Here is a 14,516-nt window from a genome sequence, read left to right as displayed (position 1 = left end):
TCGCCAGCTGCTGTAATAAATCTGACATGGAACTGTCAAAGAGGCGTCATCGAACGCCTCTATTCGCATCCTCACCCCAATAAATGGTGGAGAGGATTTAGTAATGTTGAAGAAGATTTCCATGGCCGCAGTGGCCGTCAGCATTTCGGCGACGTCTTCCATGGCTGCTACCAACATCACCTGGTGGCATGGCATGGGCGGCCGTAACGGCGAAGTCATCAACGAAGTTTCGCAGAAGTTCAACGAAGCCCAGAAGGAATGCGCTCTGACGCCGGTTTCCAAGGGCTCCTATGAAGAAGCGCTGGCCAGCGGCATCGCTGCTTTCCGTTCGGGCGAACAGCCGAACATCCTCCAGGTTTTTGACGCTGGCGCTGCCACCATCATCAACGCCAAGGGCGCTGTCATTCCTGCCGAAGACCTCATCAATAAGGCCGGCTACAAGTTCGACCGCGACGCCTTCATCAATGGCGTGCGTTATTTCTACGCTGCCGCTGACGGCAAGTTTGTCGGCATGCCGTTCAACTCCTCCGCTCCCATCATGTATGTCAACGACGAAGCCCTGAAGAAGGCCGGCGTCGAAGCCCCGAAGACCTGGGAAGAGTTCGAGAAGGTTGCGCCGAAGCTGAAGGAAGCCGGTTACATTCCGCTCGTTCAGTCGCAGCTGACCTGGCAGTTCACGGAGAACTTCTTCTCCCGTAACAACATCCAGTTCGCCACCAACAACAATGGTTACGACAGCGTCACTGACACCAAGCTCAAGGTCACCGACCCGAACCTCGTCATGATGTTCGACAAGCTGAAGGACTGGAAGGACAAGGGCCTGTTCGCCTATTATGGTGCCGGCTGGAACGACAACCAGAAGCCGTTCGAAGAAGGCAAAGTCGCTTTCTGGATCGGTTCTTCGGGCTCCTTCGGCGGCCTGCAGAAGACGGCGACCATGCCGTTCTCGGCAACCTTCCTTCCCTACTGGGGCTCCATCAAGGGCGCAGGCACCAACTCCTTCATCGGCGGTGCAGCTCTCTTTGCAATGTCGGGCAAGTCTGAAGCCGAAAATAAGTGCGTGGCTGACTTCTTCCAGTTCCTGACCTCGCCGGAAATCCAGGTCTTCTACCACAAGGCAACCGGTTACGTCGCCATCACCAAGGCCGCTTACGAAAAGGCCAAGGCTGAAGGCTACTACAAGGAAAAGCCGGTTGCGGAAGTCGGTATCCAGCAGCTGTCGCTGCCGGGCGGCGAATGGTCGAAGGGCTACCGCTTCGGTTTCTATCCGCAGATCCGCGCCGTCATGGAACGCGAATATAACCGCATCTTCTCCGGCGAAGTCACGCCGAAGGCTGCTTTCGAGATCATCGAGAAGGAAGGCAACGACATTCTCGCCCGTTTCGCCAAGACGGCCGGCTAATCGGCCCGTTTTAAACCAACGATAGTTGTCGAGCCTCCTTTCCGCCGGAAGGGAGGCTCGCTCTTGGATAAGGAAGCGAAAACGTGGCCTATACATCCTCACAACCGAGCCGATTTTCCGGCCGGTCCGCAAAGCCCGGAAAACCGCCGAAGGCTGCTGAAGCCGGCATGAAGCGCGTGCAGTTCTCCTCGTCCTTCGTGCCATATCTGTTTCTGGCGCCGCAGCTTGCGGTGATCTTCATCTTCTTCTATTGGCCGTCCGTTCAGGCCGTGCAATCTTCCTTTTTTATCGAAGACCCTTTCGGATTCGGCGCGTCCTTCGTGGGCTTCGCCAATTATTCGGATGCGATATTCAGCCCGGAATATCTCGGCATCGCCAAATTCACGGTTGTTTTCACCGTGTTGGTAACCTTCTTTTCGTTGGCGCTCGGCCTTCTGCTTGCGGTCAAGGCTGATGCGGTCATTCGCGGCAGTTCGACATACAAGACGGTGCTGATTTCCGTCTACGCCATCGCGCCGCCTGTCGCGGGTCTCATCGGCATGATGTTCTTCGATCAGCATATCGGCCCCTTCGTGAAGATGGCGGCGTTTCTCGGCTGGGACATGAAGGTCGGCCTCAATTATTTCGATACGGCCTTCGCCATGATCGTCGTCGCGGTCTGGAAGCAGATTCCCTACAACTTCATCTTCTTCCTTTCGGGTCTCCAGGGCGTTCCGGTCTCCGTGCGGGAAGCCGCCTCCATCGATTGCCGCTCGGGCTTTCGCCGGTTCTGGACGGTGATCATGCCGCTTCTGGCGCCCACGGCCTTCTTCCTGCTGATCATCAACATCACCTACGCGCTCTTCGACACATTCGGCGTCATCGACGTGATGGTGAAGGACAAGGCCGCCAACAACCCGATTACGCTGGTCTACAAGGTGTTTCTGGACGGTTTCCGCGGCAATGATATCGGCGGCTCTTCGGCCCAGTCCGTCATCCTGATGCTGGTCGTCTTTGTTCTCACCATCATCCAGTTCCGCTTCATCGAAAAGCGCATCCACTACAATTGAGGGAAAACCAATGTACAAGACAAAACCCCTCGATCATCTGGTGCTGATCATTGGCGCGCTGTTTCTGATCCTGCCTGTTATCGTTGCCTTCATGACGTCCACACACACGGCGGCGGAAATCCACCGCAGCGGTCTGGCGATCGTTCCCGGCGACAATTTCATCGAGACCTACGAAAAGGTCCTGACCCAGAAGGGTGGTTTCACCGGACAGGTGACGGGCCTCAACATGGTGCTGAATTCGCTGATCCTCGGCATCGGTTTTGCTGTCGGCAAGATCGTCCTGTCGATGACGGCCGCCTATGCGATTGTCTATTTCCGCTTCCGTTTTGCAACGCTCGCCTTCTGGATCATTTTCACCACGCTGCTCCTTCCGCTGGAAGTGCGCATCATGCCCTCCTATGAGGTCATGAGCAAACTCGGTCTACTGAATTCCTACACCGGCCTCATCGTGCCGCTTCTGGCGTCTGCGACCGGAACCTTCTATTTCCGGCAGTTCTTCAAATCCATTCCGGAGGAATTGCTGGAAGCCGCCCGCATAGACGGTGCGGGTCCGGTCAAGTTCTTTATCGATGTGATCATCCCGCTTTCCCGTACCATGATGGCGGCGATCTTCATCATCATGTTCGTCTACGGTTGGAACCAGTATCTCTGGCCGATGCTGATGACGAATGACGAAAAATTCTTCACCCTGATGCGTGGCATCAAGTCGATCCTGCAGGTCTGGGTCGGTTCGCAAATTCCCGATTACAACGAAGCTTTCGCGCTTGCCGTTCTGGCCATGCTGCCGCCTGTGATGATCGTCGTGATCTTCCAGCGCTGGTTCATCAAGGGCCTCACCGAAAGCGACAAATAAGGAAACCGAAATGGCCGCGATAGAAATCAGTCAGGTCTGCAAAGACTATCATGGCGGCGTGCGCGCCGTGCATCACGTCGATATCGACATCAGGGACGGCGAGTTCATCGTGCTCGTCGGCCCCTCCGGCTGCGGCAAGTCCACGCTGCTGCGCATGGTCGCCGGGCTCGAGGACATCTCCGAAGGCACGGTGAAGATCGGCGACCGGGTGGTCAACCAGACCGATCCCGCCGATCGGGATATTGCCATGGTGTTCCAGAACTACGCGCTTTACCCGCATATGTCGGTGCGCGAGAACCTGGAATACGGGTTGAAGAACCGCAAGACGCCGAAGGCGGAAATCGATGCGCGCGTGGCCGAAGCCGCGCGTATGCTGCAGCTTGAACCCTATCTGGAGCGCAAGCCGCGCGCCCTTTCCGGTGGCCAGCGGCAGCGTGTCGCCATGGGTCGCGCCATCGTGCGCAAACCGGCGGCTTTCCTGTTCGACGAGCCCCTGTCCAACCTCGATGCCAAGCTGCGCGTTTCCATGCGCGGCGAGATCAAGCGCCTGCAAAAGCGTCTCGGCACCACCTCTATTTACGTCACCCACGATCAGCTGGAGGCCATGACGCTGGCCGATCGTCTTGTTGTGCTGAATGGCGGCCGTATCGAACAGATCGGCGCGCCGCTTGATGTCTACCACACGCCCGCCTCCACCTTTGTCGCCAGCTTCATCGGCTCTCCCGCCATGAACCTGCTGAACGCCGAGTTGCATGGCGATAGCCTTGCCGTCGGTCCGGCGCTCTTTGCGCTCGACGGTTTTGCACCCACCTCCGGCCCGATAACGGTGGGCATGCGGGCGGAAGATTTCCGCCTCGCTGCGGCAGGTGAACAGGGCTTCCCGCTTCGGGTCGATTATATCGAGGAACTGGGTTCGCAGCGTCTCATCCACGGCATGATCGGCGACCAGAGCCTGACAGTTGCGTTCCCGCCGGATGTCGAGGTTCCGTCCGCGCTCTCCGTGACGATCGCGCCGGAAAAACTGCATTTCTTCTCCAGCGAAACCGGCAAGCGCATTGCCGGCAAAGCGGAGCAGCTGGCGGCGCAGCCCGCGCAGATGGCGACGGCCTGAGCGCATCACAGAAATCGGCGCGATGAATAAAATTGCGCCTATTGTCAAAACCGCTTCGTTACGATCCCGATGATAGAAGACCTCCAATATTTCACGGGGGTTTTCTAATATGTCCTTCAAAATGATGTTCGCTGCCGCGGCAACCATGGCGGTCCGCACAATGCCGATATTGCCGGCCTATTTGCGTCGGTCAAAAGATGAGGCTGTCGTCAGCGCATCCTGCACCGATCTGCGGCTTCAGCCGGCCCCCATCAATCCGGACTGGATCATTTCCGGTAACCCCCAGGCGCGCGCGGCGGATCACTCCAGAAGCGGCGACCGTGCTTCCAGCACCGCCATGTGGGATTGCACGGCGGGGGAATTCCGCTGGTTCTTCGGCTGGGATGAAACCGTCTATATTCTGGAAGGCGAAGTGCATGTAACCGCGGAAGACGGTTCCATCAGCATCCTGCGGGTCGGCGATGTCGCCTATTTCCCTGCGGGAACATGGGCCACCTGGCGGGTGGATGATTATGTCCGCAAGGTCGCTTTCATGCGCCGCCCGTTCCCCAAGGCGCTGGCTCTCGCCTATCGCGTCAAGAACAAGCTGTTTGCCGGCCGTTCCTATAAGCTGGCGGCCTGAACCCATAAAACCTTCCGATGGGCGGGGCCGGTGCGGCGCCGCCAACGGAATTGTGAAGGTTCAATAAAACTCACACGAACCACCGCTTGCAGCAGTTGCCTTTGAATGATCGCTGCCCTACATCTTCAGGGTTTTCTGAAGCGTTTCCGGGTCCCTCCCGGTACTGCAGGGAAGCTTGAAAAGGCGAGGCAATGGGCACGGCGGGCCGGGAAAGCGTCCGCATGCTGCAAGAGGAACATGCGCATGGCGAAGATCAAGAACGTCGCGATCCAGATGGATCATGTCTCCGGCATCAATATCGCCGGTGACTCCACCTTCGCCATGAGCCTCGAGGCGCAGGCACGCGGCTACCGGCTGTTCCATTATACGCCCGAGCGCCTTTCCATGCGCGATGGCAAGATTTACGCCACGGTGGAGCAGATGGAACTGCGCGACATCAAGGGCGACCATTTCTCCCTGTCGGAGCCGGAGCGTGTCGATCTCTCGACCATGGATGTCATCCATCTGCGTCAGGATCCGCCCTTCGACATGGCTTACATCACCTCGACCCATCTGCTGGAACGCATTCATCCGAAAACGCTGGTGGTCAACGATCCCGCCTGGGTCCGTAACTCGCCGGAAAAGATTTTCGTCACCGAATTCGCCGATCTGATGCCGAAGACGTTGATCACCAAGGACGTGGAGGAAATCGCCCGCTTCCGCAATGAAATGGGCGATATCATTCTGAAGCCGCTTTATGGCAATGGCGGCGCAGGCGTCTTCCATTCCGCGCGCGACGACCGCAATTTCTCCTCGCTGCTGGAGATGTTTGGCCAGATGTTCCGCGAGCCTTACATCGCCCAGCAATATCTGCCTGACGTCCGAAAGGGCGACAAGCGCATCCTCCTGGTGGATGGCGAACCTGTGGGCGCAATCAACCGCGTACCGGCGGAAAACGATGCCCGTTCCAACATGCATGCCGGCGGACGGCCGGAACCGACGGAACTGACGGCGCGCGAGAAGGAAATCTGCCGCCGCATCGGTCCGGCCTTGCGCGAGCGCGGTTTCCTCTTCGTCGGCATCGACGTGATTGGCGACTATATGACAGAAATCAATGTCACCTCGCCGACCGGCATTCGTGAAGTGCGCAAATTCGGCGGTGCCGATGTCGCAAGCCTTTTGTGGGACGCGATCGAGAAAAAGCGCGAAGCTCAGGATTTCTGACGCGACCTGCTGCCGATCCAGCTTTGTTCCATGAGCGCAACTAGATGCAACTAAAATACATCGTCAGCGGGAAATTGTTCGCTGGATGTTCTTGTTTTATTCTTTGCCCTGTGGCACGTTGCTTGCGGGTGGCCGCAACAGGGCATGAAGCTCTGGTGATGCGGCCGGTTTGCGGGGCAGGCCATGGTGGCAAGGGTCAATACGGTTGCATTTCAGGGCATAGAGGGTGTGCCCGTCGAGGTGCAGGTCATGGTCGCACCCGGAAAGGTCGGCATCCAGATTGTCGGCCTGCCAGACAAGGCGGTGGCCGAAAGCCGCGAGAGGGTGCAGGCCGCCCTGCATGCCTCGGGTTTGGCGCTGCCGGCGAAAAAAGTCACCGTCAATCTCGCGCCTGCGGATTTGCCCAAGGAAGGATCGCATTTTGATCTTCCCATTGCGCTTGGCCTCATGGCTGCCTTGGGGGCGATACCGGCAGACATGCTGGGACGTTATGTGGTTCTCGGCGAACTCAATCTTGATGGCACCATCGGTACGGTTTCGGGCGCCCTGCCGGCGGCTATCGGCGCCAATGCACTCGGCAAGGGGCTGATCTGCCCGGCTGAAAGCGGGCCGGAAGCGGCCTGGGCCGGAGCCAGTATCGATATTCTCGCCCCGCGCAGTCTCATTGCACTCGCCAATCATTTTCGCGGCACACAGCTTCTCGCGCGCCCGACGCCCGCCATCCGCGCCAATCCGGTTAATCTGCCTGATTTAGCTGACATCAAGGGACAGGAGAGTGCCCGGCGCGCGCTGGAGGTGGCCGCCGCTGGCGGCCATAATCTGCTGATGTTGTGATCCAAAGACCTCTCGTATAAACGATCTACATGGAACATAACGTGGTTACGCCCAAAGCCTACAGCTATCTAAGATTTTCCACACCCGAGCAAATGCGAGGGGATAGCTTTCGCCGCCAATCCGATATGGCCCAGCAGTGGGCTTTACGCAACGGTGTTGAACTAGACGATAAACTTACATTCCAAGATTTGGGCGTCTCTGCGTACATGGGGGCGAACGCCGAGACCGGCATGCTTCGAGAATTTCTTGAGGCGGTTCGCGCTGGGATGATAGAGAAAGGTTCATTCCTTCTCATCGAGAGCCTAGATCGCCTCTCGCGTAATACCGCAAGAAAAGCCATGCGCCTCCTTGAGGATATTTGCGAGTTAGGTATCGCCGTGGTGACCCTTTCTGACGGCAAGGTTTACACCGATAGCAACCTCAGCACTGACCCCATATCCTTCATGATGGCTTTCATGGTGATGATTAGAGCCAACGAGGAAAGCGCCACCAAGGCCCGTAGGTTAGGACAAGCGTGGAAAGAAAAGCGGAGGAAGGCCACGGAGGAGGCAACCCCGATGACTTCCATTACACCTGCATGGTTGAGGCTGGATAAAGTTAACGGCGGTTTCGTAGTGGTGGAAGAGCGCGCCGAGATTGTCCGCCGCGTGTTTCGAATGGCGCTTGACGGGATGGGGCAGCACCAAATTGCGGACACCTTCAATACGGAAGGCATGCCAACTTTTGGTAGAGGCAATTACTGGCATAGGTCATACATCAAGAAGCTCCTCGAAAACCCCGCCGTTGTCGGAACCTTTACCCCTCATACCCTTGACCGTTCGGGTGTGAAGAAACGTAGAGTACCGCAATCGCCCGTAGAACGATATTTTCCTGCGATCATCACGGAGAGCGTCTATCAGGATGTCCAAGCGCAACGGGTCGGTGTAGATCGCGTGGCGCGGCAGGGCGGGAAATATCCGATAGCAAGCCTTTTCGCGGGTCTTGCACAATGCCCCTTGTGCGGAGGGACCATGACCCGTGTTTCCAAGGGCCCTAAGGGTGGCGTCCCAAAGCTTGTGTGTGCCCGAGCAAAGACCGGGGCAGGGTGCCGTTATCTAGGGGTGGCCATCGAGCAAGCGGAGAAAGCGCTAGTCCAAAATGCGGGATGGCTAATTGAATTAGCCCCAGCAGGTGATGACAGGACAGATGACGCAATCGACCAGACACGCGCTAATCTGGAAGCGCTGCAAGAACAAATAGCAAATGTCCTCGAAGCGATTGCCGAGGGAGCATCAGGCGCGGCTATCAATGAGCGCCTAGCGCAGCTCGAAGCAGCAAAAGACGGCATAGAGAAGCAGCTTGTTGGCTTGGAACGTGAGCAGAGCGCGCAGACTGGTAAACTTGTAGAGCGGCGTCTGGCTGATCTCTATGACGCTTTGACGATGCGTCCCTTGGACGAGTGGGAAGCAGAGGATAGGCAGTTGGCGAACTCCTCACTTCGGCAAGTGGTGAGCGGGGTAGTTATCAATTACCCGACCGGCCACCTTGAATTTTTATGGAAGCACGGCGGGACTTCAAAAATTGTTTTTGGTTTCCCGATGGAAGAAGCGGCAACGGTTTAGAAGCCTCAAGGAAGAACCACGGGGAAACCATAGGCGCGTTGGTATCGTCACGCCCATCTATTCCTTTCCTTTCGTGGTCCTTCTTGGCGGCTTCGCTTCCACGCCTTCCGAACATTGCGGAAGGTGCAGCGCTTATCAGGGAATATTTTTCATGCGCAACATCATCACCGGCATCATTGAAACGGCCCGTGTTCTAGTATGGGATTTTCGTGACTGGGCTAAATCCCATTTTGACGTGTTCTTCGAACCGGAGACCAATGCACTTAACTCGGTCTATTTCAAAATGCCGTGGACAAGAGTTGAACTGTTCGTTGAGCGGTCAAATGTTAATGTCGGCTTGGGTTATGAGCGGACGGGCGGGAGCCTTGAGTTCTTCTTAGGGAAATTCCGTGGGGCGATCTCTATTGAAACGAAGGCCAAAAGGCAGGCGGCGTGACAACCGAGCATGCACTCTGGCCGCATTTGGAGACTGCTCTACAAGATGAAAGGCGTGTTGCGCGCCTTCGAGTTTCTCCGAGCGAACTAAGTGAGGAAGACGTCCTCAGAATTGAAGGCATCTTTCCCCCCTCTCCGGCTCCATGATGCTTATCGTGCGTCTGCCGTGCAATCTGGCTGAGTAGTGGCAGTCGCAATCGCACTCTGGAAGTCCGACCGCAATGTCAGCTTCGCAATGGCTACGGAACTCCGTGAGCAGGGCTACGATGTGGACGCACTGGCCTAGGCGCCCATAGTTAAAACAGCAGTGGGTTCATGCTAGCGTACTACGTATGAGTCGTTTCCAAGGTCCACCAGAAATCCATACCGTACTCATTCACGACCCACATTCCGTGTGGGAGAAGTTGGCTTGGGACGTTTGGATTTTCGAAGAGCTTCAACGTAGCAGGACTGACAAGCAGCGGCTCTCTTATGCCGCAATCAATGTTTGCGTTGCTGCATCTGCGTTACAGGATTGGGCTTCAAATCATTTCAAGCGGACCAAAGGCCGAGACGACAAAGCTTTCGACACAGCTCTGGCTGAGCGTGTTCCTCATCAAGCTGCTTGCCGCGCAATAGCGAATACCTACAAGCACTCGGCATCTAATCCAAAGAAGTGGTCGGGAGGTTCTGTCCACCTCGAACTGTTCGAGCCAGACGAGGACGATCCAGGCGGGTGGATAATGTATCACATGGAAGACGATGGAATTAAATCAGTGCTGGCGCTTACGCGGTTCTCTGAATTGCGAAGACAGTGGTGGCATTTCCTCTCCTTCATTGGTGCGGTCAGCGGTACCGAACCTCTTCCCGAGTGGCAGCAACAAGAACTGCGACGCATTTTTGGTGATCGCTGAACCCAGTTTGATCGATTGCCGCCCACCATAGCAATTCTCATATCCGCCCAAGCTCGCGCCCTTGCACCACCTCGGCCAGAGGTTTTTATGTTTGGGCCACGCTAGCCTTGAACTGCATATACTCGTTCAAAATGGTGAGCCATGGTTCGCCGGGATGGATGTCCTCAGAGCGCTCGGTATCAAAGCGGCGGGTATCGCCTATGGCTCCTGGCCATGGGCTTCACCCGCACCAAGGCGCTCCAATTCAAGATCGCCTACATCAACCGCTTCAATGAAATGGAAGAGCGCCTCAAGCCTCAATTCATCAGTTCGGGTATTGGCCGCCATGCCATGCGGGAGTTCATCTCGCCCGAGGGTGTCTCCCTGCGAGTCCTAGCGACCGAACACGGCATCATGGTTGAGGATGCTGATTTCGTGAAGGTCATTTTATGTCCCCGCCCGTGAGAGGGTTGTAGCGACCAAGCGAGGTCTGATGCCTGCCCGATGGGCCGATTACCCCTCACCATAGACATTCTCGCAAATCGTCGTCCGCTCCGTCTGCAAATTGATTGAGCGCCCTCGGGCCACCCTCGGTTTTCTTCAAGAACGCTGGCGGTGGCCTTTTTAATTTCATCACCGGGCTTCCGGTCTCACCCACATACTTCGGCACAAGCTTGTTGCCGGAAAGAAGGACCCCTATGTCAGACAGTAACAACGCACCCTCGTGGCTGCGGTACGCCAACCGTGGCGCAAAGCGTAACCTTCCGATCAGCGGCGAACTCGTCAACGCCCTAGGGTTCCTAGAGGACATGGGTGTCGAGATGGAGGTGTTCAGCGGCGGGCAGGTAACCAAGGAAGAGGCCAGGGCTGGCAAGGGTCAACGCACGGGTTCCGTTCGGCATGACCACGGCGGCGCGGCGGATGTCTTCTTCTATAAGGACGGCAGGAAGCTCGACTGGTCGAAGCCAGATGACGTTCCGGTTTTCCAAGAGATCGTCAAACGTGCCCGTGGCGCGGGGGTGACCGGCTTCGGTGCGGGGCAGGGATACATGCAGCCAGGTTCCATGCATATCGGCTACGGTAACCCCGGCGTATGGGGAGCAGAGGGGAATGGCGACAACGCCGCCCCGTGGCTCCGTGAAGCGTACAACCATGCCCCAACTTCCACAAACCGGGAACCCACGAGGCTCACCTTCTCAAACCCCGGTGCCGACCAGCCGCAATCCAAGTACACCCTTGGGCAACCTGAGAACACCATGTCCGTCATGGACGTTACCCAGCCGATGCTTCCGACCACCATGCAGGAAGATAGGAAAGCGGCTCAGGCCCGTGAGGACGCGATGCCGGATGTTTCCCTCTGGCAGGGTGTGAAGGATGCCGTGAACACGGACTGGTCGCTTTCTGCCGTCTGGCAGGACCGACCGGAGACCAAGCCCGACCCAAACTTTCGGCTGGACCAGAAGCTTACTGAGGAACTGACCAAGGGTATCCCGGAGCAATACTGGGACCGCTTCGCGGATGCTCAATCTCTTCCTCATGCCGAGGGTATGCGGACCTCTCTCATGAAGCAGCTCGAAGCCGAGCAGCGCCTGTCCTCTATGGGATGGGGTGGTGTCGGCCTCCGGGTAGCAGCGGGCGTAACGGACCCTCTGGCTTGGGCCGCTGCAGCTGGTATCTCTGTTGCCTCCATGGGTGCCGGGGCACCGGCTGCGATGGCCGCAAGGTTCGGAAAGATTGGACAGGTTGCCTTGGCGGCAGCCGAGGGTGGCGCGGGTTCTGCTGTATCCGAAGGCATTCTTTACGCTAACAAACCCACCGCAGAGAGCGCTGACCTCTGGTGGGGCGTAGGGACAGGCATGCTCCTCGGTGGTGCTTTCGGCTCCCTAGCGAGAAACCCAGCCACCCGTGAGGAAGCCCAGCAACTCCAGCAGATCGGCAGGAATATGCAGAACGGGACAGCCTTGTCACCGCCCGGTGGATCAACCACAGGTGCGATGCAGGTCAACCCTCGGGAGCCGCTTAGGATGGACACGGCGGATATTGTGCGTGATGCCGAGAGGCCCGATGTTTTCCATGCGGGTGGTGCGCGATACGACAGCGCTTACTCACTCAAGAGTTCCGAGAACGATCTCACCTCCATGATCGGTAACGTGATCGTAGAGGACGGTGCCCGCAACAAGACCGGCCTAACGCCAATCGGGGCTTCGGAAGTCCAGGCGCTCCTCCATCAACGTGCCGAGGCCCGCTGGGCAGCTTCCAATCAGGCCAACTGGAAGCAGTTCAAGGAACGGAATCCGGAAGTCAGCCGTGATGAGTTTCATCGGCAGGTAACCGCGTTCGTCCGAGATCGCGACCTCATGGTGGAATACGACCCAGCCGTTAAAGCCCAAGGCTCCATCCTACGGGATATCCTCGGAACCTATGCCGAGACCGCAGCGAACCCCGGCTTGATCGATGGGCGCACCTTGCGTCCCGTTCGGGGTTTCGAGGGAATGACCCGGAATGACTTCTATGTTCCGCGCATTTTCGACCTCGGCTCCATCCAAGAACACCTCACCAAGTTCGGTCATAAGACCCTCTCGGGTTTGGTCGCCCGTGCCATGCGTGAGGTGAATGACGAGATCAGCGAAGAGTTGGCCAACAAGTTCGCCTCGAACTACATCAGGAAGCTCCACTCTCTTTCTGCTGGTGAGCTACAGGGAATGTCTCGGGTGTTCTCCGGGGAAGACCTCGACGCGCTCAAGGCTAACCTGACGAGGGACACCGATCTCTCCGAGGCCGACATCGACGCGGTTGTCAGCCACATGAAGCCAGGGAAGAAGGACGGTGCCAGCCGCCATGGCAAAAGCCGGATGTTCTATGATGAGAACTTCGGCCTGATGCTCCCGTATTCCAATGGCCAGCCTGGGGCACAGTTCGTCCGCATCTCAGACCTGTTCGTCAATGATGCAGACACGCTCATGCGGTCCTATTCCCGGCAAATGTCGGGGCGTATCGCCATGGCTCGCATGGAGATCAAGAACCCGAAGTGGCAGGCCGGTGACCTAGGTGATGAACACTTCGTCAAAGGCATCACCTCAGACGGCGAGTGGCAAACCTTGATGGATAAGGTGCGTGACGTGGGCGACCAGAAGGGCATCCAGGCCACCACCAAGGAGGACATTGAGCGTCTCAACTGGGTCTATAACACCATCGTCGGGAAGCCAACGCGGAACGAAGGCGATAGGTGGAGCCAGTTCCTTCGGATGGTGCGGGACTACAACTTCATCCGCGTAATGGGACAGGTGGGCTTTGCCCAGTTGTCGGAGACCATGAACACCGTTTCCCAACTCGGTCTTAAGGCGTCGTTCACGAATGTCCCTTCATTCCGGGCGATGTGGCGCAATGCCAAGACCGGGATGCTAGACGATGCCTTGGCGCGTGAATGGGAAGATATGACCGGCATAGGTGCGGACTGGGTGCGCCATGCGACCCACCGCAGGGAAGACCTCTTCGATAATCCTCTGGACGCCTTCAATAACCCTATGCTCCAGAGGCTGGACGATGGGCTTCAAGCCGGGAAACGTGCGGTTTCTGCAATGTCCGGCATGGCTCCGGTGAACACCGCGCTCCAGCGTTGGACAGGCAGGGCGATCATGAACAAGTTCGCCTTGATGGCCCGAGGGAAAACTACGATGAACCCAAGGCGACTGGCTGCGCTTAACCTCGATCAGCGCCGCGTGGATGCGATCTATGAAAACATCCGCAACCATGCGACGTTCAAGGATGGTCGGCTCAAGTCAATGAACTTCTCCAAGTGGGCCGATCAGGAGGCCGTGGCAAACTTCGAGTTCGCTGCGTTCCGCCTTAGCCGCTCCATTATTCAGGAGAATGACATCGGCCAAATGGCCATGTGGATGTCACATCCCTTGGCCCGGACGTTCCTCCAGTTCCGTTCCTTCGTGCTGGCGGCTTACACCAAGCAGACGCTACAGGGGTTCAACTTCCGAGACGCAACGACAGCCACGGCGTTCATCACGACCTCCTTTGCTGCCTCCATGAGTTACATGATGCGGACCTATGCCAACTCGGTTGGCCGTAGTGACCGGGAGGCGTACCTTGAGAAGCGTTTGTCTCTCGGTAGCATTGCCGCTGCTGGCGTTCAGAACGGTTCCTGGGCAACCCTTATGCCGGTAACTGTGGACACGGTTGCGGCACGGTTCCGCGAGAAGGAAAACCCGCTGTTCGACGCCCGCTCCACAGCGATGGGCGCTGATGCGATCTTCGGTAACCCCTCTGCCGATCTCGCGCAGTCCGGACTTGATGCTTTGGGTGTGGTTGGCAAGCAATTGCACGGCAAGCGGTTCTCACAGCAAGACGCCCGAGCTTTGGCGCGGGTGCTGCCGTTCCAGAACCTCAACGGTGTCGCCCAGCTTCTCTCGACGTTCATCAGTCCATTGCCGGAATGGTCTCGCGGCACAGGTCGATAACGTCACAAATCACATAACCTTTGTTGCCTCTGGCAATCTTCCCCTCGGTCCACACGGGTCGGGGG

Annotated in this window: 11 protein-coding genes and 1 pseudogene; all 12 read left to right on the top strand. The window is 57.4% G+C overall.

The features are described 5' to 3' along the window. Positions 1-103 precede the first annotated feature (103 nt). Entirely contained in the window at positions 104-1,402 is a 1,299-nt protein-coding gene (locus V6R85_RS06140; RefSeq protein WP_003503832.1) for an extracellular solute-binding protein, read from the top strand. An 83-nt stretch (positions 1,403-1,485) separates the two neighbouring features. Beyond that, positions 1,486-2,451, top strand: a complete 966-nt coding sequence (locus V6R85_RS06135; protein WP_003503830.1) for a sugar ABC transporter permease — start codon at positions 1,486-1,488, stop codon at positions 2,449-2,451. Positions 2,452-2,461: 10 nt separating this feature from the next. Then, complete coding sequence (gene ugpE, locus V6R85_RS06130) at positions 2,462-3,304, top strand: sn-glycerol-3-phosphate ABC transporter permease UgpE (protein WP_003503828.1); 843 nt, start codon at positions 2,462-2,464, stop codon at positions 3,302-3,304. A 10-nt stretch (positions 3,305-3,314) separates the two neighbouring features. Beyond that, a complete protein-coding gene (locus V6R85_RS06125; RefSeq protein WP_003503827.1) occupies positions 3,315-4,415 on the top strand; it encodes a sn-glycerol-3-phosphate import ATP-binding protein UgpC in 1,101 nt (366 codons plus the stop codon). A gap of 109 nt (positions 4,416-4,524) precedes the next feature. Further along, positions 4,525-5,037, top strand: coding sequence for a cupin domain-containing protein (locus V6R85_RS06120; protein ID WP_003503825.1), 513 nt, complete (start codon positions 4,525-4,527; stop codon positions 5,035-5,037). 243 nt (positions 5,038-5,280) lie between these two features. Beyond that, positions 5,281-6,240 carry a glutathione synthase gene (gshB, locus tag V6R85_RS06115; RefSeq protein ID WP_003503823.1) on the top strand — a complete coding sequence of 320 codons (960 nt, stop codon included), beginning with the start codon at positions 5,281-5,283 and terminating at the stop codon, positions 6,238-6,240. Between the two features lie 183 nt (positions 6,241-6,423). After that, positions 6,424-7,071: pseudogene (locus tag V6R85_RS06110) on the top strand (magnesium chelatase domain-containing protein); the annotation flags it as partial. Positions 7,072-7,115: 44 nt separating this feature from the next. Next, positions 7,116-8,675: a recombinase family protein gene (locus V6R85_RS06105; protein WP_336377042.1), complete on the top strand. Its 1,560-nt coding sequence runs from the start codon at positions 7,116-7,118 to the stop codon at positions 8,673-8,675. A 151-nt stretch (positions 8,676-8,826) separates the two neighbouring features. After that, positions 8,827-9,111, top strand: coding sequence for a hypothetical protein (locus tag V6R85_RS06100; protein ID WP_336377041.1), 285 nt, complete (start codon positions 8,827-8,829; stop codon positions 9,109-9,111). Between the two features lie 331 nt (positions 9,112-9,442). Next, positions 9,443-10,003 (top strand): hypothetical protein, encoded by a 561-nt coding sequence (locus tag V6R85_RS06095; RefSeq protein WP_336377040.1) that lies wholly within the window; start codon positions 9,443-9,445, stop codon positions 10,001-10,003. A 213-nt stretch (positions 10,004-10,216) separates the two neighbouring features. Then, positions 10,217-10,447, top strand: coding sequence for a hypothetical protein (locus tag V6R85_RS06090; RefSeq protein WP_336377039.1), 231 nt, complete (start codon positions 10,217-10,219; stop codon positions 10,445-10,447). A gap of 233 nt (positions 10,448-10,680) precedes the next feature. Further along, on the top strand, positions 10,681-14,451 hold the full coding sequence (locus tag V6R85_RS06085) for a hypothetical protein (protein ID WP_336377038.1): 3,771 nt from the start codon (positions 10,681-10,683) through the stop codon (positions 14,449-14,451). Positions 14,452-14,516 lie beyond the last annotated feature (65 nt).

Source organism: Agrobacterium sp. CCNWLW32 (assembly GCF_037083425.1).
In the GTDB taxonomy this organism is placed as follows: domain Bacteria; phylum Pseudomonadota; class Alphaproteobacteria; order Rhizobiales; family Rhizobiaceae; genus Agrobacterium; species Agrobacterium radiobacter.
Note: the sequence above shows the minus strand (reverse complement) of the source record. Positions and strands in the feature narration are given on the sequence as shown.